The 26,926-nt window shown below is 72.6% G+C and carries 26 protein-coding genes; 22 read left to right on the plus strand and 4 right to left on the minus strand.

Annotation, left to right across the window (positions count from 1 at the left end):
* Nucleotides 1-90: 90 nt before the first annotated feature.
* The 8 genes from OG823_RS31460 (at nt 91) to OG823_RS31495 (ending at nt 9,020) form a co-directional block, all read left to right on the plus strand.
* Nucleotides 91-795, plus strand: coding sequence for an HAD family hydrolase (locus tag OG823_RS31460; protein ID WP_371483577.1), 705 nt, complete (start codon nt 91-93; stop codon nt 793-795).
* 221 nt (nt 796-1,016) lie between these two features.
* Complete coding sequence (locus OG823_RS31465; protein WP_371484731.1) at nt 1,017-1,487, plus strand: (2Fe-2S)-binding protein; 471 nt, start codon at nt 1,017-1,019, stop codon at nt 1,485-1,487.
* Nucleotides 1,484-2,476 (plus strand): xanthine dehydrogenase family protein subunit M, encoded by a 993-nt coding sequence (locus OG823_RS31470; RefSeq protein WP_371483579.1) that lies wholly within the window; start codon nt 1,484-1,486, stop codon nt 2,474-2,476. Before OG823_RS31465 ends, OG823_RS31470 begins: the two co-directional genes overlap by 4 nt.
* Nucleotides 2,473-4,542, plus strand: a complete 2,070-nt coding sequence (locus OG823_RS31475) for a xanthine dehydrogenase family protein molybdopterin-binding subunit (protein WP_371483580.1) — start codon at nt 2,473-2,475, stop codon at nt 4,540-4,542. Before OG823_RS31470 ends, OG823_RS31475 begins: the two co-directional genes overlap by 4 nt.
* A gap of 216 nt (nt 4,543-4,758) precedes the next feature.
* Nucleotides 4,759-6,036, plus strand: a complete 1,278-nt coding sequence (locus tag OG823_RS31480) for an ABC transporter substrate-binding protein (RefSeq protein ID WP_371483581.1) — start codon at nt 4,759-4,761, stop codon at nt 6,034-6,036.
* A complete protein-coding gene (locus OG823_RS31485) occupies nt 6,033-6,968 on the plus strand; it encodes a carbohydrate ABC transporter permease (RefSeq protein WP_371483582.1) in 936 nt (311 codons plus the stop codon). The genes OG823_RS31480 and OG823_RS31485 overlap by 4 nt, the downstream gene beginning before the upstream one ends.
* Nucleotides 6,965-7,798: a carbohydrate ABC transporter permease gene (locus OG823_RS31490; RefSeq protein ID WP_371483583.1), complete on the plus strand. Its 834-nt coding sequence runs from the start codon at nt 6,965-6,967 to the stop codon at nt 7,796-7,798. The genes OG823_RS31485 and OG823_RS31490 overlap by 4 nt, the downstream gene beginning before the upstream one ends.
* A 34-nt stretch (nt 7,799-7,832) precedes the next feature.
* Nucleotides 7,833-9,020 carry an ABC transporter ATP-binding protein gene (locus OG823_RS31495; RefSeq protein ID WP_371483584.1) on the plus strand — a complete coding sequence of 396 codons (1,188 nt, stop codon included), beginning with the start codon at nt 7,833-7,835 and terminating at the stop codon, nt 9,018-9,020.
* A gap of 242 nt (nt 9,021-9,262) precedes the next feature.
* On the opposite strand, the gene OG823_RS31500 is transcribed toward OG823_RS31495, so the two are convergent.
* A complete protein-coding gene (locus OG823_RS31500) occupies nt 9,263-9,586 on the minus strand; it encodes a hypothetical protein (RefSeq protein WP_371483585.1) in 324 nt (107 codons plus the stop codon).
* A complete protein-coding gene (locus tag OG823_RS31505) occupies nt 9,583-10,047 on the minus strand; it encodes an ATP-binding protein (RefSeq protein ID WP_371483586.1) in 465 nt (154 codons plus the stop codon). Before OG823_RS31505 ends, OG823_RS31500 begins: the two co-directional genes overlap by 4 nt.
* A 206-nt stretch (nt 10,048-10,253) precedes the next feature.
* Between OG823_RS31505 and OG823_RS31510 the strand changes: the two genes are divergently transcribed.
* Both OG823_RS31510 and OG823_RS31515 read left to right on the plus strand, forming a co-directional pair.
* Complete coding sequence (locus OG823_RS31510) at nt 10,254-11,102, plus strand: helix-turn-helix domain-containing protein (protein ID WP_371483588.1); 849 nt, start codon at nt 10,254-10,256, stop codon at nt 11,100-11,102.
* Nucleotides 11,099-11,317: a DUF397 domain-containing protein gene (locus tag OG823_RS31515; RefSeq protein ID WP_371483589.1), complete on the plus strand. Its 219-nt coding sequence runs from the start codon at nt 11,099-11,101 to the stop codon at nt 11,315-11,317. The genes OG823_RS31510 and OG823_RS31515 overlap by 4 nt, the downstream gene beginning before the upstream one ends.
* A gap of 376 nt (nt 11,318-11,693) precedes the next feature.
* Here the strand turns inward: OG823_RS31515 and OG823_RS31520 are convergent, their stop codons facing one another.
* On the minus strand, nt 11,694-12,071 hold the full coding sequence (locus OG823_RS31520) for an ArsR/SmtB family transcription factor (protein ID WP_371483591.1): 378 nt from the start codon (nt 12,069-12,071) through the stop codon (nt 11,694-11,696).
* Between the two features lie 120 nt (nt 12,072-12,191).
* Here OG823_RS31520 and OG823_RS31525 point away from each other — a divergent pair, with 120 nt between their 5' ends.
* Complete coding sequence (locus OG823_RS31525) at nt 12,192-13,445, plus strand: MFS transporter (RefSeq protein WP_371483593.1); 1,254 nt, start codon at nt 12,192-12,194, stop codon at nt 13,443-13,445.
* 155 nt (nt 13,446-13,600) lie between these two features.
* On the opposite strand, the gene OG823_RS31530 is transcribed toward OG823_RS31525, so the two are convergent.
* Nucleotides 13,601-14,248 (minus strand): ScbR family autoregulator-binding transcription factor, encoded by a 648-nt coding sequence (locus OG823_RS31530; protein WP_371483595.1) that lies wholly within the window; start codon nt 14,246-14,248, stop codon nt 13,601-13,603.
* 235 nt (nt 14,249-14,483) lie between these two features.
* Here OG823_RS31530 and OG823_RS31535 point away from each other — a divergent pair, with 235 nt between their 5' ends.
* From OG823_RS31535 to OG823_RS31585, 11 genes are all read left to right on the plus strand, one after another.
* Nucleotides 14,484-15,446, plus strand: a complete 963-nt coding sequence (locus OG823_RS31535; protein ID WP_371483596.1) for a ScbA/BarX family gamma-butyrolactone biosynthesis protein — start codon at nt 14,484-14,486, stop codon at nt 15,444-15,446.
* Entirely contained in the window at nt 15,440-16,711 is a 1,272-nt protein-coding gene (locus tag OG823_RS31540) for an oxidoreductase (protein WP_371483597.1), read from the plus strand. Before OG823_RS31535 ends, OG823_RS31540 begins: the two co-directional genes overlap by 7 nt.
* Before the next feature lie 349 nt (nt 16,712-17,060).
* A complete protein-coding gene (locus tag OG823_RS31545; RefSeq protein WP_371483599.1) occupies nt 17,061-17,690 on the plus strand; it encodes a TetR family transcriptional regulator in 630 nt (209 codons plus the stop codon).
* Nucleotides 17,691-17,823: 133 nt separating this feature from the next.
* Complete coding sequence (locus OG823_RS31550; RefSeq protein WP_371483600.1) at nt 17,824-18,864, plus strand: LysR family transcriptional regulator; 1,041 nt, start codon at nt 17,824-17,826, stop codon at nt 18,862-18,864.
* A gap of 396 nt (nt 18,865-19,260) precedes the next feature.
* Nucleotides 19,261-20,250, plus strand: a complete 990-nt coding sequence (locus OG823_RS31555; RefSeq protein WP_371483601.1) for an NAD(P)H-dependent flavin oxidoreductase — start codon at nt 19,261-19,263, stop codon at nt 20,248-20,250.
* Nucleotides 20,251-20,406: 156 nt separating this feature from the next.
* Nucleotides 20,407-20,997 (plus strand): hypothetical protein, encoded by a 591-nt coding sequence (locus OG823_RS31560; protein WP_371483602.1) that lies wholly within the window; start codon nt 20,407-20,409, stop codon nt 20,995-20,997.
* Between the two features lie 131 nt (nt 20,998-21,128).
* Nucleotides 21,129-22,562 (plus strand): FAD-binding protein, encoded by a 1,434-nt coding sequence (locus OG823_RS31565; protein ID WP_371483603.1) that lies wholly within the window; start codon nt 21,129-21,131, stop codon nt 22,560-22,562.
* Nucleotides 22,563-22,594: 32 nt separating this feature from the next.
* On the plus strand, nt 22,595-23,530 hold the full coding sequence (locus OG823_RS31570) for a hypothetical protein (protein WP_371483605.1): 936 nt from the start codon (nt 22,595-22,597) through the stop codon (nt 23,528-23,530).
* Nucleotides 23,527-24,303: an alpha/beta fold hydrolase gene (locus OG823_RS31575; RefSeq protein WP_371483606.1), complete on the plus strand. Its 777-nt coding sequence runs from the start codon at nt 23,527-23,529 to the stop codon at nt 24,301-24,303. Before OG823_RS31570 ends, OG823_RS31575 begins: the two co-directional genes overlap by 4 nt.
* Nucleotides 24,300-26,072, plus strand: coding sequence for an isocitrate/isopropylmalate family dehydrogenase (locus OG823_RS31580; RefSeq protein WP_371483607.1), 1,773 nt, complete (start codon nt 24,300-24,302; stop codon nt 26,070-26,072). The genes OG823_RS31575 and OG823_RS31580 overlap by 4 nt, the downstream gene beginning before the upstream one ends.
* Nucleotides 26,065-26,925 (plus strand): DUF6282 family protein, encoded by an 861-nt coding sequence (locus OG823_RS31585; RefSeq protein WP_371483609.1) that lies wholly within the window; start codon nt 26,065-26,067, stop codon nt 26,923-26,925. Before OG823_RS31580 ends, OG823_RS31585 begins: the two co-directional genes overlap by 8 nt.
* Nucleotide 26,926 lies beyond the last annotated feature (1 nt).

Below are 26,926 nucleotides of genomic sequence, written 5' to 3' on the forward strand. Positions count from 1 at the left end.
CCGCCGGCCGCGCCTCCCCGCCCGGGCGGGAGAGCGCGGTCGGCGGGAGAAGCGGTTGGCGGGAGAAGCCGGGGAACGGAGGATTCTGCTGTGGCTGACATTGCGGCGGCGCTGTTCGACGTGGACGGGACACTGGTGGACAGCACCTATCTCCACACACTCGCCTGGGCCCAGGCGCTGGCGCAGTTCGACCGGGTCGTGCCGATGGCCCGGGTCCACCGGGCCGTCGGGATGGGGTCGGACCAACTGCTCGACCACCTGCTGGGCGACGAACGCGGCCGTGACGACGACGCCGGGATCGTGGCGGCCCACGCGGCGCTCTACGCGAGGTTCTGGCCGGGCCTGCGGCCGCTGCCCGGCGCGGTGGGACTGTTGCGCGAATGCGCCCGACGCGGCTGGACCGTCGTGCTCGCCAGTTCCGCGTCCTCGCGCGAGCTGGCGGTCCTGCGGCGGGTCCTGGACTGCGACGAGGTGATCTCCGCGGTCACCGGGGCGGACGACGTTGCCAGGTCCAAGCCGGCTCCCGATCTTGTGGAGGCGGCCCTCGGCAAGGCCGGCGCCGATCGCGCGGGTTCGGTGTTCGTGGGAGACGCCGTCTGGGACGTACGGGCGGCGGCACGTGCCGGGGTTCCCTGCGTGGGCGTCGAAAGCGGTGGTTTCAGCAGGCTGGAGCTGGCGGCCGAGGGCGCGTCCGAGGTTCACCGCGACGCGGCGGACCTCCTGGAGCACCTGGACTCGAGTCTGCTGGGCCGCTCCGGCCCCGGAGAGGCCACGTCCGGTACGGGCCCCAGGTGACGGCGGGGCAGCCGGGGCCGACCCGGGGTCGGTGACGGGCTCCGGCGCCCGGTGAGCGCCCGTCCGGCGGAGCGGACCCGCAGGCGCACGTCCCCGTCGGCGCACCCGGCGATGCGGCGAACCGGTGGTCGGTGGCGCGGTGAGGTGTCGTGGCCGCCGCCGGGTGGGACGGCTGAACCGATCGGATCGTTCGGACGAGAGGTGGGCCGGTGCCCGACACCATGGCGACGGAGACCGGCCTGGAGGTGAACGGCGGGTCGCACACCCTGCGACTGGACAACCGGTGCACCCTGCTGGACGCCCTGCGCGAGCATCTCGGGCTGACCGGGCCGAAGAAGGGCTGCGACCACGGGCAGTGCGGCGCCTGCACGGTGCTGGTGGACGGGCGGCGGGTGAACAGCTGCCTGATGCTCGCCGTCAGCCTGGACGGTGCCTCGGTCACGACGGTGGAGGGACTGGCCGACGGCGAACAACTGCACCCGGTGCAGCAGGCCTTCCTGGACCACGACGCCTTCCAGTGCGGCTTCTGCACCCCGGGGCAGCTCTGTTCGGCGGTCGGCCTGCTGGCCGAGGCGGCGCGGACCGGCGAGCGGCTGGACGAGGCGTCGGTCCGCGAGCGGATGAGCGGGAACATCTGCCGGTGCGGTGCCTACCCCGGCATCGTCCGCGCCGTGCTGGAGGTGTCGGCGTGAAGGAGTTCGGCTACCTGCGGCCCACGGACCCGGCGCACGCGGTGGAGCTGCTCGCGGCCGACCCGCACGCCCGCTACCTGGCCGGCGGAACGAATCTGGTCGACCTGATGAAGCTCGGCGTGGAGCGGCCCCGGCTGCTGGTCGACCTCGGTCGACTGCCGCTGCGTGCCATCGAACCGGCCGACGACGGCGGCCTGCGCATCGGCGCCCTCGCCCGCAACGCGGACCTGGCGGCCGACCCGAGGGTGCGTGAGGCGTATCCGGTACTGTCCCAGGCGCTGCTGGCGGGGGCCTCCGGTCAGCTGCGCAATCTTGCGACCACCGCCGGGAACCTGCTCCAGCGCACCCGCTGCCTGTACTTCCAGGACATCACCAAGCCGTGCAACAAGCGGCGGCCCGGCACCGGCTGTCCGGCCCGCGAGGGCGTCCACCGCGACCTGGCGGTGCTCGGCGCCTCCGAGCACTGTGCGGCGACCCACCCGTCCGACCTGGCCGTCGCCCTCGCCGCCCTGGACGCCGTGGTCGAACTGCTCGGCCCGGACGGCGCCCGGACCCTCCCCGTCACCGACGTGCACCGGCTGCCCGGCGACCGGCCCGACCTGGAAAACCGTCTGCTGCCCGGCGAGCTGATCACCGCCGTCACCCTGCCGCCACCGGTCCCCGGCGCCCGCTCCGCCTACCGCAAGGCTCGCGACCGCGCCTCGTACGCCTTCGCGCTGGCATCGGTGGCGGCCGGACTCGTCGTCCGGGACGAGCGGGTGGAATGGGTGCGGATCGCCTTCGGCGGGCTCGCCGCCAAGCCCTGGCGGGCCCGGACCGCCGAGGCACAGCTGCTCGGCGCGCCGGCCGACGACGCGTCCTTCCGGGCGGCACTGGAAGCCGAACTGGACGCCGCCAGGCCGCTGCGTGACAACGGCTACAAGGTGCCGCTGGCCCGCAACCTGGCGGTGCGTGTCCTGTCCGACCTCGCCCGGGAGAGCGTCCGATGACCGACCACGTCCGCTTGGAGGGCCGTGCCAAGGTGACCGGCACGGCCCGGTACGCCGACGACGGGCGCCCACCCGGAGCCGTGTACGCGTGCCCGGTGCCGGCCGCCGTCGCCCGCGGTGAGGTCACCGCCGTCGACGTGGGCGCGGCCCTGGCCGACCCGCGGGTGCTCGCCGTGCTGACCCACCTGGACGCGCCGCGCCTCGGTGACGCCGGGGACCCGACGCTGGCCGTCCTGCAGTCCGCCCGGGTGGCGCACCGCGGCCAGATCGTGGCGCTGGTCGTCGCCGAGACCTTGCAGGCGGCGCAGAGCGGCGCCGTCGGGGTGCGGGTGGAGTACGCCGCGGAGCGGCACGACGTGGTGCTCGTGGAGGGCCACCCGGGAATCTACGCCCCGCAGGAGGCCAACGGCGGTCATCCGGCGGACCGGGTGCGGGGCGACTTCGACACCGCGTACGCCGCGGCCGCGATCCGGATCGACGCCACCTACCGGATCGGTCCGCTGCACAACCATCCGATGGAGCCGCACGCGTCGACCGCGGCCTGGGAGGGCGGCCGGCTGACCGTCCACGACTCCAGTCAGGGCGGCCACGGCGTCCGCAAGGCCCTGGCGGCGCTGTTCGGGCTGCCGGAGGGGCACGTGCTGGTGGTGAACGAGCACGTGGGCGGCGGGTTCGGATCGAAGGGAACGCCCCGGCCCAACGTCGTGCTCGCCGCCATGGCCGCCCGCGTGGTCGGCCGCCCGGTCCGTCTCGCCCTGCCGCGGGCGCAGCTGCCGGCGCTGGTCGGCCACCGGTCGCCGACCGTGCAGAGGGTACGGCTGGCGGCCGGGCCGGACGGGCGGATCGAGGGGTTGGCGCACGAGATCCTGACCAGGTCCTCGACGCTGAAGGAGTTCGTGGAGCAGGCGGCGGTGCCCGCGCGGGTGATGTACCGGTCCGCCGTCTCCCGGACCACCCACCGGGTGGTCCGGCAGGACGTGCCGACGCCGTCGTGGATGCGGGCGCCGGGAGAGGCCCCGGGCATGTTCGCCCTGGAGTCCGCGATGGACGAACTGGCGTCGGCCTGCGGCCTGGACCCGGTGGAGTTGCGGCTGCGCAACGAGCCCGACGTGGAACCGGACAGCGGGAAGCCCTTCTCCAGTCGCAGCCTCACGGAGTGCCTGCGCGAGGGCGCCCGCCGGTTCGGCTGGGCCGGTCGCGACCCGCGGCCCGGTGCCCGGCGCGAGGGCCCGCTGCTGATCGGTACGGGAGTGGCGGCATCGACCTACCCGGTGCTGATCGCACCGTCGTCGGCCGAGGTGCGGGCCGAGCCCGGCGGCGCCTACCTGGTGCGGGTCAACGCCGCCGACATCGGGACCGGCGCCCGGACGGTGCTGGCCCTGGTCGCCGCCGAGGCGCTCGGGGTGCCCGTGGACCGGGTGCGGATCGAGATCGGACGCAGTGACCTGCCGTACGGCGCGGTGGCCGGCGGCTCCAGCGGGACGTCGTCGTGGGGCTGGGCGGTGCACGAGGCCGCGACCGGGCTCCGGGCGCGCCTGGCCCGGGGCGCGCCGATTCCCGTGGAGGGCCTGTCCGAGCGGGCCGACACGCGGGAGGTCGTCGGGCGGGGGTCGCAGTTCGCCCGGCACGCGTTCGGCGCGCAGTTCGCGGAGGTACAGGTGGACACGGACACCGGTGAGGTGCGGCTGCGCCGGCTGCTCGGGGTGTTCGCCGCGGGGCGGATCCTCAACGCCCGGACGGCCCGCTCGCAGTTCGTGGGCGGCATGGTGATGGGTGCCTCGATGGCCCTGCTGGAGGAGTCCACCATGGACCCGGGCTTCGGCGACCACGCGGAGCGCGACCTCGCCTCGTACCACGTCGCGGTGAGTGCGGACGTGCCCGACGTGCGGGCGTACTGGGTCGACGAGGAGGACGTCCACGTCAGCCCGCTCCGGTCGAAGGGCATCGGGGAGATCGGGATCGTCGGTACGGCGGCGGCCGTCGCCAACGCGGTGCACCACGCGACGGGCGTACGGGTGCGGGAGCTGCCGGTGGCGTCCCGGCGCCTGCTGGCGGCGCTCGCCTGAACCGGGGTGGACGGGGGACGGCCCGCCGACGAGCCCGCGTGCGCCGCCGGCGCCGGACGCTCGCGGTCCCCGGCCGGGGCCCGGAGCCGGCTGCGCCGGCCGATCGGGCTGAGCCGTCCGGCTGACGTCGGCCACGGCCCCGGAGCGTCCCCGGCCGGGGCGGCCGCGTTCTTCGTAGCGTGAGCTGGTCCGCTCGCCACCGACAGCAGGAGTGCGATGCCCAGGGGTCGAAATCTCCACTCGCGGTGGTCGGCCGTCGCGGCCGTCCTGCCCGTGCTCGCCTCGCTCCTCGCCGGTTGCGGGAGCAGCGGTGGCGGTGGGCCGGTGGCCCTGAACTGGTACAACTTCCCGGACGACTCGGGCGCCCTGCAACAGGCCGCGGACCGGTGCGGCCAGGCCTCGGGCGGCCGGTACGTGATCCACTACAACAAGCTGCCCCGCACCGCCGACGGACAGCGCCAGCAACTGGTCCGGCGGCTGGCAGCACACGACTCCGGGGTCGACATCATCGGCCTGGACGTCACCTGGCCCGCGGAGTTCGCGGAGGCGGGCTGGATCCGCGAGTGGACCGGACCGATGAAGGAGCAGGCGACCGCCGACACGCTCCGGGCCGCGGTGCAGACCGCCACCTGGAAGGACAAGCTGTACGCCGCCCCCTACAACTCCAACACCCAACTGCTCTGGTACCGCGACGATCTGGTACCGACCCCGCCGAAGAGCTGGGCCGAGATGCTGGCCCGGGCCGACGCGCTCGCGAAGGCCGGCAAGCCGCACTACGTGGAGATCCAGGGCGCCCAGTACGAGGGACTGACGGTCTGGTTCAACACGCTGGTCACCAGCAGCGGGGGATCCATCCTCACGCCGGACGCACAGGCGCCCTCGCTCGGTGCGCCGGCCGTCGTCGCCGCCGGGATCATGCGGGACACCGCCCGCTCCGCCGCCGCCGACCCGTCGCTGCCCAACCAGATGGAGGACCAGAACCGGCTCGCCATGGAGTCCGGTACGGCCGCGTTCGAACTGAACTACCCCTTCGTCTACCCGTCGATGAAGGCCAACCAACCCGAGCTCTTCCAGCACTTCAAGTGGGCGCCCTACCCCGGGGTCACCGCCGACCGGCCGGCCACGGTGACGATCGGCGGCATCGACCTCGCGGTCGGCGCCTACGGCAAGCACCCCGATCTCGCGTTCGAGGCCACCCTCTGCCTGCGGGACCGCGACAACCAGCTGACCAACGCGCTCAAGGGCGGGCTGCCGCCCTCCCTGCGCAGCCTGTACCAGGCCGCGGAACTGACCAAGAGCTACCCCTTCGCCGCCGACGTGCTGGCCGCACTCGAAACGGCCAGCGTCCGACCGCAGACACCCGCCTACCAGAACGTGTCGATCGCCATCTCGCACACCCTCTCACCGCCGGCCGCGATCAATCCCGAGAGCACCGTCGCCGACCTCCGGGGGCAGATCGAGGACGCCCTCGGCTCCAAGGGGCTGATCCCGTGAGCACATCCACCACCGCCGCCGCCTCCACCGGCCGGCGCGGCCGCGCCGCCCTGTCCGAGGGCGCCCGGCAGGAGCGCAGACTCGGCCTGCTGCTCTGCGCGCCCGCCGTGATCGTGATGGTCGCGGTCACCGCCTACCCCATCGCCTACGCGATCTACCTCTCGCTGCAACGCTACGACCTGCGGTTCCCGGGCCAGGCCCACTGGGTCGGGTTCAGCAACTACGGAGCCGTGCTGTCCTCGCCGTTCTGGTGGCAGGCGCTCTGGGTGACGGCTCTCATCACGGTGGTGTCGGTGGCCGTCGAGCTGGTGCTCGGGATGGCGCTGGCACTGGTGATGCACCGGGCGATCTTCGGCCGGGGCACGGTCCGCACCGCCGTGCTGATCCCGTACGGCATCGTCACCGTCGTCGCCGCGTACTCCTGGCAGTACGCCTGGACCCCCGGCACCGGCTACCTGGCCGCACTGCTGCCCGCCGGCAGCGCCCCGCTGACCGACCAGTGGCAGGCCATCGGGCTGATCATCCTGGCCGAGGTGTGGAAGACCACCCCCTTCATGGCGCTGCTGCTGCTGGCCGGCCTCGCGCTCGTCCCCGGTGAGACGGTGCGGGCCGCGATGGTCGACGGCGCGACCTTCTGGCAGCGGCTGCGCCTGGTGATCCTGCCGCTGATGAAACCCGCGATCCTGGTGGCGCTGCTGTTCCGCACCCTCGACGCGTTCCGGATCTTCGACAACATCTACGTCCTGACCGGTGGCTCCAACGACACCGGATCGGTGTCCATCCTGGGCTACGACAACCTCTTCACCGCCCTCAACCTGGGCATCGGGTCGGCCATCTCAGTGCTGATCTTCCTGTGCGTGGCGGCGATCGCCTTCGTCTTCATCAAGATCTTCGGCGCGGCCGCGCCGGGCGGCGAACCGGAGCGGCGATGATGTCCCACCGCAGCAGGACCCTCACCGGCTGGGGCGTCGTGAACGTCCTCGTGGTGCTGTACGCGCTGTTCCCGGTGTGGTGGATCGTCGCCCTGTCGTTCAAGGACCCGAGCACGCTCAGCGACGGCGACTTCATTCCCCGCAAGTGGACCTGGGAGAACTACCACGGGATCTTCCAGACCTCGGAGTTCACCCGGGCCCTGGTCAACTCGATCGGCATCGCGGTGATCGCCACCACGATCGCCGTCGTGTTCGGCACGATGGCGGCGTACGCCGTGGCCAGACTCCGCTTCCCCGGGAAGCGACTGCTGATCGGGATGTCACTGCTGATCGCGATGTTCCCGCCGATCTCGCTGGTCTCGCCGCTGTTCAACATCGAGCGCGTGCTGGGCATCTTCGACACCTGGCTGGGATTGATCATCCCGTACATGACCTTCTCGCTGCCGCTGGCGATCTACACCCTGTCCGCGTTCTTCCGCGAGATCCCCTGGGATCTGGAGAAGGCCGCCAAGGTGGACGGCGCCACCCCCTGGCAGGCGTTCCGGCTGGTGATCGCCCCGCTCGCCGCACCCGGCGTGTTCACCACCGGGATCCTGGTGTTCATCTTCTGCTGGAACGACTTCCTCTTCGCGATCTCGCTGACCTCCACCACCGCGGCACGCACCGTCCCCGCGGCGATCGCGTTCTTCACCGGCAGTTCGCAGTTCCAGCAACCGACCGGCTCGATCGCCGCGGCCGCCGTGGTGATCACCGTGCCGATCGTGATCTTCGTGCTGCTGTTCCAGCGCCGCATCGTCGCCGGCCTCACCGCCGGCGCAGTCAAGGGATGAGCCCGCCCACCCGGGCGGACCAGGAAGGCAGACCGTGGCCGAGATCGTCCTCGACGGCATCACCAAGCGCTACCCGGACGGCGCTCTCGCCGTCCACGACTTCAACCTCACCATCGCCGACGGCGAGTTCGTCATCCTGGTCGGCCCCTCCGGCTGCGGCAAGTCCACCACCCTCAACATGATCGCCGGACTGGAGGACATCACCGAAGGCACCCTGCGGATCGACGGCCGGGTGGTCAACGACCGCGCGCCCAAGGACCGTGACATCGCCATGGTGTTCCAGAGCTACGCCCTCTACCCGCACATGAACGTCCGCGACAACATGGGCTTCGCGCTGCGGCTGGCCAAGACGGACAAGGCCGTCGTCAACGCCAAGGTCGAGGAGGCCGCCCGCATCCTCGACCTCACCCAGCACCTGGACCGGAAGCCCGCCAACCTCTCCGGCGGCCAGCGCCAGCGCGTCGCGATGGGCCGCGCCATCGTCCGGGACCCGAAGGCCTTCCTGATGGACGAACCGCTCTCCAATCTCGACGCCAAACTCCGCGTCCAGATGCGCACCCAGATCGCTGCCCTGCAGCGCAGGCTGGGCACCACCACCGTCTACGTGACGCACGACCAGGTCGAGGCCATGACCCTGGGCGACCGGGTCGTGGTGATGCGCGGAGGCGTCGTCCAGCAGGTCGGCACTCCCCAGGACCTCTACGACGGACCGGTCAACCTCTTCGTCGCCGGGTTCATCGGCTCACCCGGCATGAACCTCCTGGCCGCGACGCTCGAGCAGGGGCGTCTTCGGACCTCCCTCGGCGATCTGCCGCTCGAGGACCGCGTCCGCCGGCGACTGGAGCGCCAGGACGCGCCGCGCGAGCTCATCGTCGGCATCCGGCCCGAGGACTTCGAGGACGCCGCCCTCGCCGGCGAACGGCACGCCGGCCACACCTGCACCGCCACCGTCGACGTCCGGGAGTCCGTCGGCTCCGACGTCTACGTCCACTTCACCGAGGAGGGCGGCCCGACCGGTACAGCCGAACTGGCCGAGCTCGCGGCGGACTCCGGCCGAGCCGACACCGGAATGCAGGGCCACCGGATCGTCGCCAGGCTCAGCCCCGCCACCCGGGCCGCCGAGGGCAGCGCGCTCGATCTGTGGCTCGACGTGTCCCGCATCCACGTCTTCGACCCCTCCACGGGCACCAATCTCACCCACCCCGAGCGACAGGAACCGTAGGGCCGCACCGCACAGGCGCGTCGGCGCGACCCACCCTCTCGACGGCCGGTACCGAATCCGAGGCGGTGGTCGGAAGGAGGGCGGACGAGACGGTCAGCGCCAGGATGACGAGACGGACGGAGAACCCTCTTATCGGGCCGCGCGCGGGGTGGCCCGGCCGCCGGGTGGGGCGGCTGCTCTTCTCCGCGTGCGGGTGGAGGTGGGGTCAGGTGGAGGGGTGGTGAGGGGGCGGAGGGGGCCGGTCAGCGGGAGCGGCCGGTGGGCGTCGGCGGCGGGTTGCCGGGTGGCTCCTGCGGGGCCGGGTGGACGCTGACGCGGTGCAGGCGGTCCGCCAGACGGAGCGTGAGGTCGAGTCGCCCGTCGAGGTCGAGGAAGTAGCGGACCTGGTCGGCGGCGTTCGGCCGGGTCAGGAAGTACTTGAAGGCGCCCGCCTGGAACTCGGAGACCGGCAGCACGCACAGGGCGTCCCAGAGGGCGGCGAGGGCGTCCGGGAGATGCTGGAAGCGGGCCGGGGCGGTGATGTCCTCGATCTCGACGATGACGGGCCCTTGGGCGTCGGTGTTCATGCGGCGGCGCTCCTGTCGTCGGCCGTGACGGTGCACCAGACGGACTTGCCGACGCCGTCGGGGCGGGGCAGGCAGCCCCAGCGGTGCGAGAGGTGCTCGACGAGGAAGAGCCCGCGCCCGGACTCCGCGTCGTGGTCCGGCGGTTCGGCGGTCGTCGGGGCGGCGGGAAGGCCCTCGCCGGCGTCGTGGACCTCGATCCGCAGCTCGGCGGCGCAGAGCGTGAAGCGGACGAGGATCAGGCGGCCGGGCGGCACCCGGGGGTGCTCGACGGCGTTCGCGACCAGCTCGCTCAGCAGCAACTCGCCGACTTCGGCCAGTCGTTCGCTGCGCTCGGGATGGGCGGCGAGGAACTCCCGGAGCAGTTGCCGGGCGGCGCCGGCGGACCGGCGGCGTCTGGGGAGCCAGCTCGACTGCTCGTGCGTGGCGGGGGACAGGGATGGGCTGGCGCAGATTTCGGGCATGGCGACCCTCTCTATGCGGCTACGCAGGGCGTGCGATCCGTCACGCTCAGCATTGCGCCTGATATATCGTCAGTGCAAGCTGAATGCCTCAAGATGCAAAATCTCATCTGCTGTCATTCGAACGCTACTTTCGCCAGCCCGGGCAAGTAGCGTTGGCCTCGCCGAAGCAGGCAGACTGGCGCCGTGAGGTCCAAGAGGGGGAGTAGATGACGCAACCCACGGTTCGCCGACGGCAACTCGGCAACCAGCTGCGCGGACTCCGGGAGAAGCGGCAGTTGACCCTGGACGACGTGGAGAGGCTCACCGGAATCACCGCAGCGAAGCTGTCGAGACTGGAGACGGCCCGGTCGGCGGCCAAACCGATGGACATCGAGCGCTTGGCCGAGGCGTACGGGTGCGACGAGCCTCTTCGTGCGGCGTTGGTTGCGGTGGCCAAAGACGGGAACAAGCGCGGCTGGTGGTTCAACTACATCGACGTTCTTGAGCCCTGGTATGCCGATCAGATCAGCCTGGAGTCCTCCGCCTCGACGTTCAGGACCTACCAGTCCCACTTCATCCCCGGGCTCTTCCAGACGGCGGACTACGCGCGAGCGATCATCACGCGGTTGGGTCTCGGGATCTTGCCCTCGGACGTGGAAGCACGAGTACGCGTTCGGAGAGAGCGACAGTCCGTCCTGACCCAACCCCAGCCGTTGGACGTGTGGGCGGTCATCCACGAGGCGGCGCTGCGGAGCCGCGTCGGAGGCGCCCAGACCATGCGCGGCCAATTGGAGAAGCTGCTCGAACTGGCGGCGCTTCCCAATGTCACCATCCAGGTGATGCCAGCGGACGCCGGAGTGCATCCGGGCATGAACGGTGCCTTCGCCATCATGGGTTTCCCGGAGTCTGCGCTCGACGTGGTCTTCGTGGAGGGCATGCTGAGCAGTCAGTGGGTCGAGGAGCCGGCAGAGGTCAGCATCTTCGACCGGGCCTTCCGGGAGATCACCGCTGACGCCTGGCCACTTGAGAAGTCGCTCGACTTCATCGCTGCACAGAAAGAAGAGATGACCACATGAACAGCTTCCTGCCGCGCTCTGCCGCTCTGGGACTGCACTGGCAGAAGTCGAGCTACAGCGGAGCGAACGGCGACTGTGTCGAACTCGCGGAGGCGGGTACGGTCTCGTACGTCCGTGACTCGAAGGACCCCGAGGGGCCCGCGCTGCTGTTCGCCGCCGAGGCGTGGGCGGCGTTCGTCGCCGGGGTCAAGGCGGGGGAGTTCACGGGCGCCTGACCGGTTCCTGCGCCGGTGCCGACCGTGGAGGATGCGGTCGGCACCGGGGACTACCAGGCGTCGAGGTCGGTGAGGAAGTCCCTGATGTCACGGAACGATTCCTGCCCGCAGAGCGGTTGCGCTCCGACCCCGGGCGATCAGACGCAGGATGTCGGACCGGGCGCCGGCGGCCCGGCTGCCACACGGCGCCGTTGCGGGCAGGCCCCAGGTCGACGAGGCCACGGATCGACGGCGACGCCGGAGGCAGGGTGGTTCGCCTGAAGGTGCCACGAGCGGCGCGGCGGCCGTGACGGGGGAAGGCGGCAACGGTTCGGCCGGTCACCGGACGACCCGAGAAGGCCCCCGGCGGCCGCATCCGCCGGGGGCCCGGTGCCGGTCAGTTCTGCGGGGTCCAGGCCGCGACCAGGTCGAGCAGCCCGGGGAAGCGGGCGTTGAGGTCGTCCACGCGTACGTGGCTGCGCCGCTCCAGCCCGTACTGGCGCTGGCGCGTCAGCCCCGCCTCGCGCAGCGCCTTGAAGTGGTGCGTGAGCGAGGACTTGGGCCGGTCGATACCGAACCAGCCGCAGGAGTGGTCGAAGTCCTCGGACTCCAGCAGGAGCTTTCGGACGATGGTCAGCCGCAGCGGGTCGCTGAGCGCGCCCAGCACGTTCTCCAGGCGCAGTTCGTCGACGGCCGGCTCGGCCAGCGGTTCGGGCAGGGCGGACGGCTCCGGGAGCACCTTGAAGGCGGGTGCGTCGGCCGTGGTCATGGGCATGGGCGGCTCCTCAACTCCTCATAACTCGATTCCTATGCAGTACGACTTCTATCGTACTGCATGCTAAGTTTGACTCGACTCGTACTGCTGGAGCCAGCGATCAGATCGGGAGGAATCGTCATGTCCGAGACCGGGACCGTACCCATCCAGGCCGTCGAGGAGGTGCAGCACACCGCGACCGCCGGGGCCGCCGCCGCCCCCCTGTGGTGGGTGTGGCTGGCCGCCTGGCCGGTGACCGCCGTCTTCGTCCTCTCGAACGCGGCCACGCCGCTGTACGTCCTGTGGCAGCGCGACATCGGCTTCTCCAAGGGCACCCTGACCGTGGTGTTCGCCTTCTACATCGTCGGCCTGATCGGCTCGCTGCTGGTCTCCGGCGTGGTCTCCGACCGGATCGGCCGCAAACCCGTCCTGCTCCCGGCGCTGGCCCTCGGGCTCGCCGCCTGCCTGATCTTCGGAACCGCCACCAGTGTGGCCGCGCTGATCGTGGCGCGGCTGTTCACCGGCATCGCGGTCGGCGCGGTGGTCTCGGCCGGCATGGCCGCGGTCACCGACGTCGCCGGACCGGAGCGCAAGCGGATCGCCGCCCTGCTCGCCTCCTGCGCGATGGTCTTCGGAGCCGGCCTCGGCCCGCTGCTCGCCGGCGTGCTCTCCGAGCTGGTCCCCGGGCCGACGGTCACCGTGTTCGTCGTCGAGGCCGTGGTCCTGGCCACCGCCGCGCTGGTCGTGGTGCGGATGCCGGTACGCCGTCCCGAGAGCCGGGGCAAGGGCGCCTGGATCCGGGTGCCCGGCGTCCCGAGCGGCAACGGCCGTCAACTCGCCCTCGGCATCGCGGTGTTCGCGCCCGGCATCACCGCCACCTCGTTCGTGCTCTCGCTCGGCCCCTCGCTGCTCTCCGGGCTGCTCGGCACCACCAACCGGATCGTCGCCGGCGCCATGGCGTTCGTGATGTTCCTCACCGCCACCGGCGTGCAGTTCGCCGTCCAGAAGCTGCGCCGCCGCACCATCCTGACGGGCGGCGCGGTGAGCACCACGCTGAGCATGGTCGCGCTGATCATCGCCGTGCACTCCGAGGCGGTCGCGGTACTGATCATCGCCGCACTGCTGGCCGGTGCCGGCCAGGGCCTGGGCCAGCTCGGCGGCCTGTCGCTGCTCAACTCCACGATCGCGCCGCAGCGGCTCGCGGAGGCCAACGCGGCCCTCAACGTGGGCGGTTACATCCCGGCCGGCATCCTGCCCGTCTCGGCCGGCTACCTCAGCGACGCGGTGGGCCTGACCAACGGCGCCACGATCTTCGGCGCCGTCCTGACCGCCCTCGCGGTGATCGGCGGTCTGGTGGTCCTGGCGACCAAGCGCCAGGTGACCGATCCGGCCTGAGCGGCCGGTACCGGACAGTACGCCCGACCGGGGGCGGCGCACCGTGACCAGCGGTGCGCCGCCCCCCGGCGTCCGCCCGTCCGGTCGACGGACGCCCACCGGCCTCGTCGAGGACGGCCGGCGTCACGGCGAACGGGTGAAGCGGACGGAACGGCTCACTCCGTCCGCATCGCCCGGAACAGCAGATCGCTCAGATCCCGCCAACGCGCCACCACGTCGGCCCGTCCACTGAGGACGTCCGAGACGTGCTGCGAACCGAAGAACGCGGACACCAGGGAGCGCGCCGCGTTCCCCGGCACGACACCGGCGCGCAGCTCGTCCGCCTCCTGCGCGGAGGTCAGCAGGGACTCCAGCAGGGAGACCCAATCGACGTACGGGGTAGGCAAATCGGCGTCGATGTGCGGCCGTTCGATCTGCAGCCGGGCACCGGCCTGGACGATCACGTCGTCCTGGAACGCGACGGCCGCCCGGTCCAGCATCCGGGCGGCGGTCTCCATCGGGCCGAGCTCCTCCCGGGCGACCTCATCGAGCAGTTTCGGCCAACGGGCGTAGTGCTCCTCCACGATCGCCACGGCCAGGGCTTCCTTGGTCGGGTAGTGGAAGTACACGGCGCCCTTGGTCATCTCGACCCGGTCGGCGACGTCCTTGACCGACGTCTGGCGGAAGCCCCGCTCGGTGAAGAGCTCGGCGGCCCCGATCAGGACCCGCTGCCTGGTCCTGGCAGAACGTTCCTGCTTGGGATCGGACCCTCTCCGAACTGGGGTTTTGAGTGGGGCGAAGATGATCGCTTGCGGCTCCGGCATGTGGGAAGTTCTCCGTCGTCGGTCGGCATGGCGCCATGTCGGGTGGGCACGGCGTTCACGGGTCGGTCATGTTCGGTCGTGTTCGATGACGAAAAACCTACCCCGCAAGATTCCTTCCTGGAGGTATATTTCTTGACGTCGCCACGTGCCGCGTCGGGACGATACCGGCGCACGGGCAGGCACGGCGAACCAGGAGGGGGATCTGCGCATGCATGTCGTACCTGGACTTGAACCGATGACCGGCCGTCCGGGGCCGGAGCAGCACTGGAAGGCCATGGAGTTCGAGCGCCGCGTCCCGCGGGAGTCCGTCCACAAGGCGGCCGACGCGGAGGTCCTGTTGACGGACGCGCAGCGCCTCGGCGCCGACCGGTTCGCGGTCGCGGCCCGCTGGGACCGCGACCACTACCTCGCCCACTACGGCGGCCGGGCCGCCGACCCGGTGATGCTGGCGGAGACCACCCGCCAGACCGCCATCCACCTGTCCCACCGCTTCCTCGACGTCCCGTACGGCATGCCGTTCGTGCTGAGCGAGGCGTCCGTCGACCTGTCCGAGACGGTTCCCCCGGTGGGGTCGGGGCACCTCGCCGTCGGGCTCGACGTCAGCTGCCACCGGCCCGCCGAGGGCGCCCGCCGCCTGCGCCTGGAGCTGACGGCCGACGTCCTGGTCCGGCACCGGTTGATCGGCAGAACGCGCCTGTGCTGGGAGCCGATGGAACCCGGCCGGTACGCCATGCTGCGCCGGCGCGGCGGCCGCGAGCCCCTGGTGGCGCCGCCGGCCGGACCGCCCCGGCTCCCGCTGTCGCCGGCCACCGTCGGCCAGCGGGCCGAGCGGGACGTGCTGATCGCCGCCGACCCGACCCGGGCCGGCATCTGGTGGCTGCGGCTCGACCTGGACCATCCGGTGCTGTTCGACCACGAGGCCGACCACGTGCCGGGCATGGCGCTGATCGAGGCGTTCCGGCAGGCCGGCCACGTGGCGGCGGCGGACCGCAGGGCGGGGGCGAGCGGTGTGACGCTGCTCGGGGTGAAGTTCACGGCCTTCGGCGAGCTGGACGCGCCGGTGGCGATCACGGCCGAGGCGACCGGCCCCGGCGTCTTCACCCTGCGCGCCCACCAGGGTGAGCGCGAACTCGCCCACGCCACGGTCCGTTTCGACGCAGCCGAGCCCGCCCGGACCCTGCTGGGGACTGCGTGCTGACCACCCCTCGGACGGTCCTCGGAGCCGCCGACCTGACCGCCGCGCCGACCACCACGGCGCCGACCACCGCCGCGCCGACCACCACGGCGCCGACCACCGACCAGCCGGCCGACGACCAGCCGCCCACCGACCAGCCGGCCGCCGACCGACCGCAGGACGGCCGATCCGCCCCCGGCTCCCAGGAGGCGTTGAACTCGCTCACCGAGCTCGCGCGTCATGGCGCCGCCACCGCCGAGGAGCAGCGCAGGCTCTCCCCGCAGGTCGCCGCCGCCCTGGTCGACGCGGGCCTTCCGCGCCACTTCGTCCCGGCGCGCTGGGGCGGCGCGGCGGGGAGCTTCGCCCGGGTGCTCGCCGACGCCTCGGCCGTCGCGGAGGCCTGCGCCGCCGCCGGCTGGTGCGCCGCCCTGTTCGCGGCGCACGGGCGGCTCGCGGCCTACCTGCCCGAGGAGGGGCAGCGCGAGCTCTGGGCGGACGGCCCGGACCCCCGGATCGCCTCCTCGATCATCCCGCCGCAGGGCCGCGCCACCGAGGTGGCCGGCGGCTGGCGGCTGGACGGCCGGTGGCGCACGGCCAGCGGGGTCGACCACGCCGAGTGGGTGCTGCTGGCCTCGTGGACCGAGGGGCCGGAGGGCATCCGGGAGCACCGGATCTTCGCCGTGCCGCGCGCCGAGCTGACCGTCCGCGACACCTGGGACCCGGTCGGCCTGCGGGGCAGCGGCAGCAACAGCGTGACGAGCGAGGGGATCGTCGTCCCCGCGCACCGCTCGTTCACCCTGTGCGCACTGCTCGGCCCGCTGCCCGGCGCCGCCCGCTGCCACCAGGTCCCGTACCCGATGGTCGCCGGGCTGATCTTCGCGGCGCCGGTGCTGGGGGCGGCCCGGGCGGCGCTGCGGGCCTGGACGGACGAATGCGGGCCGACCGCGTCGGGCAGGCCCGGCTGGAGCCTGCTCCTGGCCGGCGCGTCCGCGCGGATCCACGCGGCGGGTCTGCTGCTGGAGTGTTCCGCCGACCGCGCGGACCGGGGGGCGATCACCCCGCTCTCGGTGGCCGAGAACCGCCGGGACGCGGCCACCGCCGCCGTGCTGTGCCGGGAGGCGGTGGATGAGCTCTTCCACGCCTGCGGCATGCGCGGCCAGGCCCCGGACAGCCGGGTGCAGCGCGCCTGGCGGGACGTCACGACCGCCGCCGGGCACGGCGCCCTGGACCTCGGGACGGCGGCCGGGGCGTACGCGGACGCGGCCCTGGCTGCCTGGGGCACCCGATGACGGGGGCGGTTCGGCGGGTACGTCCCGCACTCGCCCTGGTCGACGTCGACCGGGCCGTGACGGGCGGTAGGAGCCCGCCCGCCCCCGCCACCACCGCCGTTCATCGGATCGGGGGCCGCGGAGCCGCGCCGGCCCCGGGCTCGATGCGCCCTCTCCCGGCCACGCCGGCCGAGGAGTCGGGGGCGGTGCTGCTGTACGAGGACGCGGAACGCTTCGGCCGGCCGGTGTCCCCGGCCCGACGACGGCCGTCGGCGGGACATGCATGATCGACCTGGCGGACCGAATGGCTGCAACAGCATTGCGTCCCAATGGTATGCATGTGCTCTCGCTGACTACGGAGGGCACGAAGATGGCCAAGCAGGAACGGGCGCACCGCACTCGGGAGAAGGTGCTGACGGCTGCGGCCGAGATCTTCGCCGCGCAGGGCTACAGCAGCACCACGCTCAACGCGGTGGCCGAGCGCATCGGGATGACGAAGGGCGCGCTGTACGGGCACTTCCCGTCGAAGAGTTCCCTGGCCTGGGCTCTGATCAACGAATCCCGGCAGACCTGGACGAACCTGCGGGCCGAGTACGCCGCCCCGGGCGCCGATCCGAGCGGCGGCCTCGAACGCGTGGTGGTGGGTCTCGCCGGCCGGCTGCAGTCGGACGTGCGACTGCGGGCCGCGCTCCGGCTCGCCGCCGACTGCCCGACCCTGGCGCAGTCGCTGTCCGGTGTCCTGGCCGAGGTGCACAACTCGCTGACCGAGTTGGTCCGTTGGGCCCAGCGTGAGAGCGACCTGCCCGGCTACCCGCCGCGGCTGGTCGCCGCCTTGCTGATGATCGTGATGTACGGGCTGCTGAACGCCCCCGCCGGGTACGCCGAGATCTCGGGCGCACCCGGCGGGGGGCCGCTGTGGCGGCTGCTGTTCACCGCACTGGCGGGGACCGGAGGGCCGAACTCCGCCGGCCCCGCCGCGGGCCCTGTTTCGGGGCGGTAAAACATACCTTCTAGAACGAATCCTTGTGTCATGCTGCACCGGGGCCCCGACTCGCGCGGGGCCCGCCGGACGCACAACCCCTGCACGAGGCAGGGGCGACACCCATGGGGAGCCGACGCTTCGGAGGAAGCAGATGAGCGTGCTGGACGAGTGGACCGGCCGACGCACCACGACGCGCGCGGACCTCGACGAACCCGGACCGGATCCGGCCGACGACGCCCTGCTCCGCGCGATGGCCGACGCGCGGGAAGTCGACGATTTCGACATGCGACACCTCCGCTATTTCCTGACCGTGGTTCGCGCCGGCACCGTCTCGGCCGCCGCCCAGGAACTCCGGATTTCCCAACCGAGCCTCAGTCAACAAATTCGACGACTGGAACAGCGAATCGGTGCCGCGTTGTTCACCCGAAGTTCCCGCGGCGTTGAACTGACCGTCGGTGGCAGAGCGTTCCTACGCGAAATACAGGGAATTCCCGGCCAGCTCCGCTCGGCCGTCGCCGCCGTCGCGCCCGCGCCTCAGCTGTGGCCCGTCGGGGTGTGCGGCGCGGTGCCGGCCGAGGTCCTGATCGAGGTGCAGAACGGCCTGTCCGGGCGTCGTACCCACGGCAGCCACCACGTCGCCCACCAGCCCGGCGCGAGGCTGCGGATGCGTTCGGTGGACGCGGCCGACCAGGGCGAGCTGCTGCGGCGCGGCGAGATCGCGTTCGGCATCGTGCGCCTGCTCGCCCCGGAGCCGCACGTGGTCTGCGCCGTCGTCCGGGACGAGCCGCTGGGCGTCGTCATGGCCCGCCGGCACCCGCTGGCCGCCCGGCCCGAGCTGACCCTGCGGGACCTCTCCCGGCAACGCCTGCTCTGGTACGAGGAGGGCTGCGCGCCCGGGTTCGCCGAGTCCCTGCCCGCCGAGCTGGCCCGGCTCGGCTGGAACTGCGCGCTGTACCCGGCCGACCAGGACCGGCCCGCCCTGTTCCTGCACGCGCTGCAGACCACCGCGGACCTGGTGGCCCTGCGCCCGCGACGCACCGTGGAGCGGGAGCCGCACCTGGTGTGGCGGCCGCTGCCGACACCCGGACCGCCACGCGAGCGCATAGCCGTCACCGCGGTGCGACACAGCCACACCGCCCGCGTCCTGAAGGAGCTGGCCGCCGAACGCGGCTGGCTGTTCATCGAGGACTGACCCCCCGACCGGCCGGCGCACACCGTGCGCCGGCCGGCCCCGAGCGGCGTGTGATCCGGTTTCCCCCCACCGGATCACACGCCCTTTCTGTTTCCATCACGTTTCGACACCAGTCCGGTATAGCACCGTCCTATGGCAGTCACACGGTTTACGTCTTGGACGCTGTTCGAATCCAGCGGCTAACGTCTTGAACAGAGCGCAGCACCGGTCGAAACGGCACCACGGAACCCGGCCGGACGCGGATGAGCGCAACGCGGGCCGCCGCTCGCCACAGTTCCGATTCGTGAGACAGCCCCCCCCTGCGCCGGGTGCACGGAATTCATCGTCGAATTCACCGCGCCACCCCTCCTTCCCGGCCCGCCGGGCCATGCCATCGAACAGGACCAAAGGAGCATCGTGATCTCGACCAAGCTGACGGAACTGCTCGGCATCGACCACCCGGTCGTCTGCGCCCCGATGGGCGCGGTCACCGGCGGTCGGCTCGCCGGCGCCGTGACGGCCGCAGGCGGCCTGGGCCTCGTCGGCGTCAGCTACGGCGACCCGGCGTTCATCGACGAGCACCTGCCGCAGGCCGCCGAGACCGGCGGTGTCTGGGGCGTCGGGTGCGTCATGTTCACCTTCGACGAGCGGCCCGGCCTGTGGGAGAAGGTGCTCGGCTACGCCCCGCCGGTCGTCGAGCTCTCCTTCGGCAGCGCCACCCAGGTGCAGAGGTACGTGGCCTCCGCGGCCGAGGCCGGCGCCAAGGTCGTCGTACAGGTGCACGATCCCGACCAGGCCGCCGCCGCCCTGCGGTCCGGGGCCCACGTGATCGTCGCCCAGGGCGCCGAGGCGGGCGGTCACCACGCCTCCCGGGCCACGCTGCCCCTGATCCCCGCCGTCCTGGACGTCACCCGGGGCCGCGTACCGGTGGTCGCCGCCGGCGGCTTCGCGGACGGCCGCGGCCTCGCGGCGGCCCTCGCGCTCGGCGCCGACGGCGTGATGATGGGCACCCGGTTCGCCGCGACCGAGGAGTCGCTGGCCTCCGCCGGCTTCCGGTCCCACCTGATCTCCGCCCGCGCCGCGGACACCGTCAACACCCGTTCCTTCGACGTCGTGCGCGGCATCCCGTGGGACGAGGTCTACAGCGCCCGCGCCGTCGGCAACGACTTCACCCGCACCTGGACCGGTCGGGACGCCGAACTGGCCGCCCGCCGGGGCGAGATCGAGCCCGCGTGGAACGCCGCCGTCGCCCGCGACGACACCACCCAGCGCGCGATGCTCGTCGGCGAGAACCTCGACCAGATCCAGGACGTCCAGCCCGCCGCCCGGGTCGTCCACAGCGCCGTGGCCGACGCGGAGCGGATCCTCGCCGGGCTCGCCCGGCGCCTCGGCACCCCCACCTCCTGAGCCCGCCGCCTCCTCCCACCCCCATCGGCCGAGGCCCCACCCCCCCGGCCGAGGCCCGACACCCGAGGCCCGAGCCCGACACCTCGCACCCGAGGCCCCGACACCCCGATCCCAGGCACTCGATGCCCCATCCATCCACACCACCCGGAGGACCCGTTGATCCACGTACTGACCCTCAGCTATCTCACCCCGCGTGAGACCGTCCTCGCCCACCTCGCCGAGCACAAGGCCTGGTTGCGCGAGCACGGCGACCAGGGCCGCATCCTGCTGAGCGGCCCCCGGCCCGAGGGCGGCGCCGTCGTCGTCACCGCCGACCTCGACGACGTCCAGGTGAGCGAGCTCATCGAGAGCGACCCCTGGCACAAGCTGGGCATCGCCTCGTACGCCCGGCTCTCCTTCGAGGGCCGCAACGCGAGCCCCGGCGTGATCACCTCCCCGGTGCAGGACGACGGCGTCCTGCTGATCAACGTGGCCACCACCGACGACGCGGCCGCCAGCGTGGACGCGCTCGCCTCGGCCGTCGACCACGTCGCCGCCACCGCCGACGGCTTCCGCGGCTCCCGCCTGCTCACCAGCGTCGACGGCGACGCCATGGTCAACTTCGCGGCCTGGTCCAGCCGGGCGGAGTTCGACGTGATCTTCCACGACCCGGAGTTCATGCGCCTGTACCAGGCCTTCGCCGAGACCACCACCGGCGCCAAGTTCCGGCTCTACCGCACCAGCCGGGTCATCACACCCAACCGCTGAGCCCGCACCACCCCACGAGCCCGCACCACCCCACCAGCCCGCACCAACCGCTGAGCCCGCACCACCCCACGAGCCACCGCCACCCGGCGGTCTCGCACCGACCCGTACGCCTCCACCCCGAGGGGAAGCACATGTCCGACGCGAACACCCAGCCCCGGTACGACCTCATCGTCATCGGCTTCGGCGCCGCCGGCCTGTCCGCCGCGCTGTCCTACGCCGAGGCCACCGAGGGTCGCGAGACCCCCACGAAGATCGCGATCCTGGAGCGCTCCGCCGAGGAGGACCGCGGCGGCGCCACCCGCTGGACCGGCGCCTTCCTGCGGATCGACGAGGACAGGCAACTGGACTCCGACTGGGCCGAGCACGTCAGCCGGGTCTCCGGTGGCCTCGCCGACATCGAGTACTGCCGCACCGTCGAGCGGGAGACCAAGCAGGCCCTGGAGTTCGTCGAGAAGCACGGCGTCGAGATCGCCTTCGAGCACTTCCCGCTACCGCACAGCTTCGCCGCCGGCCGGCCGTCCATGGCCAAGCCGGCCAGCCCTCGCGGCGGCGGCGCCTCGATCGTCGAGCACCTCGGCTCCGCCCTGGAGAAGGACCCGCGCGTCGACATCCGCTACCGGACCGAAGCGCTGCGCCTGACCACCACCGAGGACGGCACCGTCGACGGCGTCCTGGTCCGCGGCGCCGACGGCCGCACCCAGCGCCTGAGCGGCCGCGCTGTCGTGCTGGCCTGCGGCGGCTTCCAGGGCAACCCGGAGATGCTCACCCGCTACGTCGGCGAGAGGGCCTGCGACCTCCCCCTGATCGCCCCCGGCATCACCAACAACCGCGGCGACGCGCTGCGGATGGCCCTGGAACTGGGCGCCGACACCGCCGGCCAGTTCGACGGCATCCACGCCGAGCCCGTCGACACCCGCACCGACAAGGCCGACGCGGTGCTGTACGGCTTCGCCACCGGCATCTTCGTCAACCGCTCGATGGAGCGCTTCTTCGACGAGGGCCGTGACACCTGGGACAACACCTTCGAGCACGTCGGCCACGAGATCTGGAAGAACCAGGACCAGGAGGCGTACTGGATCGCCGACGCCAAGACCCTCGCCATCCCCGGCTTCCTGACCTCGCTGCTCAGCGACGTGCCGCCGGAGCAGGCCGACAGCCTGGCGGAGCTGGCCGGCAGGCTCGGCATCGACGCCGAGGCGCTGGAGAAGACCGTCGCCGAGTTCAACGCGGCCGTCGGGCCCGGCGAGTTCGACCCGACCCGGCTGGACGGCAAGGCCACCGTCGGCATCGAGCCGAAGAAGTCCAACTGGGCCACCGCGCTGGACACCGCGCCGTTCATCGGCGTCCCGCTGACCGCGGCGATCTGCTTCACCTACGGCGGCGTCCGCACCGACCTCGACGGCCGGGTGGTCACCCCGTCCGGCACCGCCATCCCCGGCCTGTACGCGGCGGGGGAGGCCACCGGCCTCTTCTACCACGCCTACCCGCCGGCCACCTCAGTCCTGCGCTCGCTGATCTTCGGCCGGCTCGCCGCGCACCACGCGGCGGCCCAGCAGCAGGCCTGACCCACCCCCCGACCACAGCACCTGGAGGAACCGTGAGCATCGTCAACATCGACGTCACCCTCCGTGACGGCGGCTATCGCAACGGCTTCAACTTCCCGCTGGACTACGCGCTGAAGCACGCCAGGCTGAGCGTCGAGGCGGGCTTCGACTGGGTCGAGATCGCCTACCGCAAGGGCTCGCTCCTGCCGATTCCGAACCTCGGGCTCACCGGCCGCGGCGACGACGAGTTCATCTCCGCCGTCGCGCAGGAGGTCGGTCCGGAGCGGGTCGCGATGATCCTGCACCCGAAGAACATCTCCGAACACGACCTGCCCGCGATGTACGCCGCCGGCGCCCGCCTGGTACGCATCATCCTGCCGTCCAAGGGTTACCGGCCCGGCCTGGACCACATCCGCCAGGCCAAGGAGATCGGGTACACCGTCGGCGTCAACTTCGCCCGCATAAGCCAGTGGTCGGGCCGGGGCATCGTCGAGGTGGCCACCGCCGCCACCGACGCCGGCGCGGACTTCGTCTACCTGGCCGACTCCAACGGGAGCCTCTCCCCGGTGGACACCACCGACCTCACCACCCTGACCAAGTCGGTCACCGGCGGTCCGGTCGGCCTGCACGCCCACAACAACCTGGGCCTCGCCCTGTCCAACGCGATCAGCGCGGTCGCCGCCGGTGCGACCTGGATGGACTCCTCGATCCAGGGCATGGGCAAGGGCCCGGGCAACCTGATCGCCGAGCAGTGGCTGGCACACCTCGACCGCACCGATGCCGGGGCCAGCGCCCACCTTCACCTGGGCCACGCCCTGGAACTGGCCGAGCTGCTGCTCGCCACCGTCCCGGAGGGCACCCCCTCCCTCCCGCTGCCGGACCTCGTCCTGGGCCGCTACGACCTGCCGGTCGAGCACCGCAAGGACGTGGCGGGTGGCACTCACCACGAGGGCATCGCCACCGCGCGCACCCTCGCCACCGTCCGGTGACGATCACCGGACGAACTGTGCCGGCGGCGGTCTTCGGACCGCAGACCGCCGCCGGCGCGGCCCACGCCCTCGTCCTCGCCCCGGTCACCCCCCGCTGGGACGGCGGAGCCTTCTTCACCCCCGTCACCCGGGCCCTGACCGAGGCCGGCCTGCGGGTGACGGTGGTGGACACCCTCTCCGCGTGGGACGAGCAGATCGACTCGCTGGCCGCTCTCGCCGCCCGCTGGCGCGAACTCCTCGGCCGGTACGGCCCGGTGGACCTGCTCTGCGGGAACGCCCTCGGCGGCGCGGTCGCCCAGGCGCTGCTCCCCGACCTCGCCCCGCACACCGCGGCGCTGCTCGTCTCGGGCCCCGCCCGCAGCGACGCCGTCCTAGAAGCCCGGCTCACCGAAATCGCCGAACTGGCCGCCACCGGCCGCTCCGGCGAGGCCCTGGCCCTGCTCGGCCGGCGCGTCCAGCCGCACGACCGAAGCGTCCCACCGGGGGCCGGCGCCCCCGAACCGCACGACCCGCAGGCGGGGCGCCGCCTCGCAGGCGGGATGCGGATGCTGTGCGGCATCGACCTGACCGAGGCGGTGCGCGCCCACCCCGGCCCGCTGCTGCAGATCGTCGGCGGTCACTCCCAGTTGGTCGGCCACCGCCACACCGCGGCGGCCGGCCACCACCGGGTGCACGTCATCACGGGGGCCGGAATGCGCCCCCACTTCGAACGCGCCGCAGAGGTGTCCGCCCTGGTCGGCACCTTCCTGCGGGAGAAGGGACTCAGCACATGAAGAGCGTCGCGGTACTCCCCGGCGACGGCATCGGCCCGGAAGTCACCTCCGCGGCCCTCGACGTCCTGGACAGGCTCGGCCTCCCACTCGACCTGCGCTTCGGCGAAATAGGCTGGGAATGCTGGCGCCAGGAGGGCAACCCCGTCCCCGCGCGGACCTGGAAACTGCTGGAGGAGACCGACACCTGCCTGCTCGGCGCCATCACCAGCAAGCCACTGCGCGAGGCCGAGGCCGAACTGCCCGACGACCTGCGCGGCACCGGGCTCACCTTCGTCTCCCCGGTCATCCAACTGCGCCAGCGGCTGAGCCTGTACGCCAACGTCCGCCCGGTCGTCGACCTGGTCGACGGGCGCTTCGACTTCACGGTGATCCGCGAGAACACCGAGGGTCTGTACGCCGGTTACGACTTCCACGGCCTGGAGGAAGCGCTCTGGAACGTGGTCCGCGACCACCCCAACGCCCAGGCATCCGGCCCGGACGCGAGCAGCGTCACCCTGCGCCTGCAGACCCGGTTCGGCATGGACCGGCTGCTGCGCCACGGCTTCGAGTACGCCCGCTCGCACGGCTACGACCGGCTCACCCTGGTCGACAAGCCCAACGTGCTGCGCCACAGCAGCAACCACCTGCGCGAGCGACTGGAACTGATCGCGGCCGAACACCCGGAGATCGAGACCGAGATCCTCAACGTCGACGCGGTCGCCCTGTGGCTGGTCCGCCGGCCCGAGCGCTTCGGGGTGCTGGTCGCCGAGAACATGTTCGGCGACATCCTCTCCGACCTCGGCGCAGGCGTCATGGGCGGCCTCGGCCTCGCCCCCAGCGGCAACGTCGGCGACCACGGCAGCTACTTCGAGCCGGTGCACGGCAGCGCCCCCGGCATGGCCGGGCAGGACCGCGCCAACCCGATGGCGATGGTGCTCACCGTGGCCCAGATGCTCGACCACCTGGGCCTTCCCGTGCCCGGCGACGAGCTCCGGGCGGCGGTCCGCGCGGTCGCCGCGCGGCGCACCACCCTCACCTACGACATGGGCGGCAGCAGCGGCACCCGCGCGGTCGCCCGAGCGGTAGCCGAGGAGCTCACCGCGGACCGCGCCCCGGACGAGGCGGTGGCGCGGCTCGCCCGCCTGGACACCGCCTCCGTCTCCGACGCGCTGGACAGCCTCGGCGTCGGCGGCGTGCTGGCCGGCGTCACCGCCCGGGTGCCCGGCGCCCGCGCCGCCGGCCGCGCCTTCACCGTCACCTACCAGCCCGTCGACGGCGCCGCCGAGGGATTCCGCAACGCCGCCAACTACCTGGACGACGTGCCCGAGGGCTCCTTCGTGGTGGTCGACAACACGGGCAGCACCGGCTGCACCAACTGGGGCTCGCTGCTGACCAAGCTCGCCCAGCGCCGCGGCGTGCGCGGCACCGCCCTGCACGGCTCGGCCCGCGACATCGCCGAGATCCGCGCCACCGGGTACCCGCTGTTCAGCACCGGCGCCACCATGGTCAGCGGCAAGAACCGGGTGGAGCTCGCCGCCACCGGCCGGGACGTCGTCATCGGGCAGGTCACCGTACGACCCGGCGACATCGTCGTCGCCGACGACAACGGAGCCCTGGTGGTCCCCGCCGAACACGCCGCCGAGGTCGCCGACCGGGCCGAACGCGTCGAGCGGACGGAAAGCGCCATCGCCGAGGCCGTCGACGCCGGCCTGCGGCTCGACGAGGCCCGCCTCCGGTACGGCTACGCCAAGCCCTGGGACGACAGCGGCGCCGGGCAAGCCCATGTCTGACCCGGCGGGGAGCGCGGTGGTGGACCTCCACTACCACGCCGGCCCCGACCTCTACCGGCGCCGCCTCACCTCCCACGGCGCCGGCCGGGCCTACCGGGACGTCGGCGGGTGGGTGGTGCTCAAGAGCCACCTCACCTCCACCGCCGCCCGCGCCTGGGAGGCCCGCCAGGAGGGGCTGCCGGTCTCCGGCACCCTCGTCCTCAACGGGCTGGCCGGCGGCGTCCGGCCCGCAGCGGTGGAACAGGCGGTCTACGCCCACGGCCCGGACAGCCCGGCCCGGCTGGTCGTCCACCTGCCGACCCTGGTCGGCCACACCCACGGCTCACCACTGCGCCGCACCCCGTTCCACCCCCGGCTCGCCACCGGGCGGTGGCGGACCCGCCCGCTCCTGGACAGCAACGGCCGGCTGCGCCGGGACGTGCGCGAGGTGCTCCGGGCGGCCCGCGACCTCCCGGTCGCGGTGGCCACCGGGCACAGCGACCGGGAGGCGGCGCTGCGCATCGTGGACGAGGCGGTCCGGCTCGAACTGCCGCGACTGCTCCTCACCCACGCCACCCACCCCATGTCGGGCTTCACCCCCGAGAACCTGAGCGACCTCGCCCAGGTGCCCGGCCTGTACGTCGAGATCACCGCGCTGACCCTCCTGCTGGGCCACCGCGACGCCGGGCACCTGGGCGAGCTGGTGCACGCGCACCCCCGGGTGCTGTTCAGCTCCGACCTCGGACAGCCCGACCAGCCGGACGTGAAGGAATGGCTTGACCTGAGTGCGCAGTGGTTCCGGGCCGCCGGCCTGACGGACCAGGAGATCAGGGCCATCACCCGGGCCAACCCGGTGAGCCTACTGACGCCGTGAA

Source organism: Kitasatospora sp. NBC_00315 (genome assembly GCF_041435095.1).
Taxonomy (GTDB): Bacteria; Actinomycetota; Actinomycetes; order Streptomycetales; family Streptomycetaceae; genus Kitasatospora.

Excerpts from the sequence above, each read along its gene's own strand:
- OG823_RS31515 (WP_371483589.1), top strand. The coding sequence starts at position 11,099 with ATGAACAGCTTCCTGCCGCGCTCTGCCGCTCTGGGACTGCACTGGCAG.
- OG823_RS31565 (WP_371483603.1), top strand. The coding sequence starts at position 21,129 with ATGTCCGACGCGAACACCCAGCCCCGGTACGACCTCATCGTCATCGGC.
- OG823_RS31585 (WP_371483609.1), top strand. The coding sequence starts at position 26,065 with ATGTCTGACCCGGCGGGGAGCGCGGTGGTGGACCTCCACTACCACGCC.
- OG823_RS31475 (WP_371483580.1), top strand. The coding sequence starts at position 2,473 with ATGACCGACCACGTCCGCTTGGAGGGCCGTGCCAAGGTGACCGGCACG.
- OG823_RS31510 (WP_371483588.1), top strand. The coding sequence starts at position 10,254 with ATGACGCAACCCACGGTTCGCCGACGGCAACTCGGCAACCAGCTGCGC.
- OG823_RS31550 (WP_371483600.1), top strand. The coding sequence starts at position 17,824 with ATGAGCGTGCTGGACGAGTGGACCGGCCGACGCACCACGACGCGCGCG.
- OG823_RS31580 (WP_371483607.1), top strand. The coding sequence starts at position 24,300 with ATGAAGAGCGTCGCGGTACTCCCCGGCGACGGCATCGGCCCGGAAGTC.
- OG823_RS31490 (WP_371483583.1), top strand. The coding sequence starts at position 6,965 with ATGATGTCCCACCGCAGCAGGACCCTCACCGGCTGGGGCGTCGTGAAC.
- OG823_RS31530 (WP_371483595.1), bottom strand. The coding sequence starts at position 14,248 with ATGCCGGAGCCGCAAGCGATCATCTTCGCCCCACTCAAAACCCCAGTT.
- OG823_RS31545 (WP_371483599.1), top strand. The coding sequence starts at position 17,061 with ATGGCCAAGCAGGAACGGGCGCACCGCACTCGGGAGAAGGTGCTGACG.
- OG823_RS31500 (WP_371483585.1), bottom strand. The coding sequence starts at position 9,586 with ATGAACACCGACGCCCAAGGGCCCGTCATCGTCGAGATCGAGGACATC.
- OG823_RS31525 (WP_371483593.1), top strand. The coding sequence starts at position 12,192 with ATGTCCGAGACCGGGACCGTACCCATCCAGGCCGTCGAGGAGGTGCAG.
- OG823_RS31505 (WP_371483586.1), bottom strand. The coding sequence starts at position 10,047 with ATGCCCGAAATCTGCGCCAGCCCATCCCTGTCCCCCGCCACGCACGAG.
- OG823_RS31535 (WP_371483596.1), top strand. The coding sequence starts at position 14,484 with ATGACCGGCCGTCCGGGGCCGGAGCAGCACTGGAAGGCCATGGAGTTC.
- OG823_RS31480 (WP_371483581.1), top strand. The coding sequence starts at position 4,759 with ATGCCCAGGGGTCGAAATCTCCACTCGCGGTGGTCGGCCGTCGCGGCC.
- OG823_RS31520 (WP_371483591.1), bottom strand. The coding sequence starts at position 12,071 with ATGCCCATGACCACGGCCGACGCACCCGCCTTCAAGGTGCTCCCGGAG.
- OG823_RS31465 (WP_371484731.1), top strand. The coding sequence starts at position 1,017 with ATGGCGACGGAGACCGGCCTGGAGGTGAACGGCGGGTCGCACACCCTG.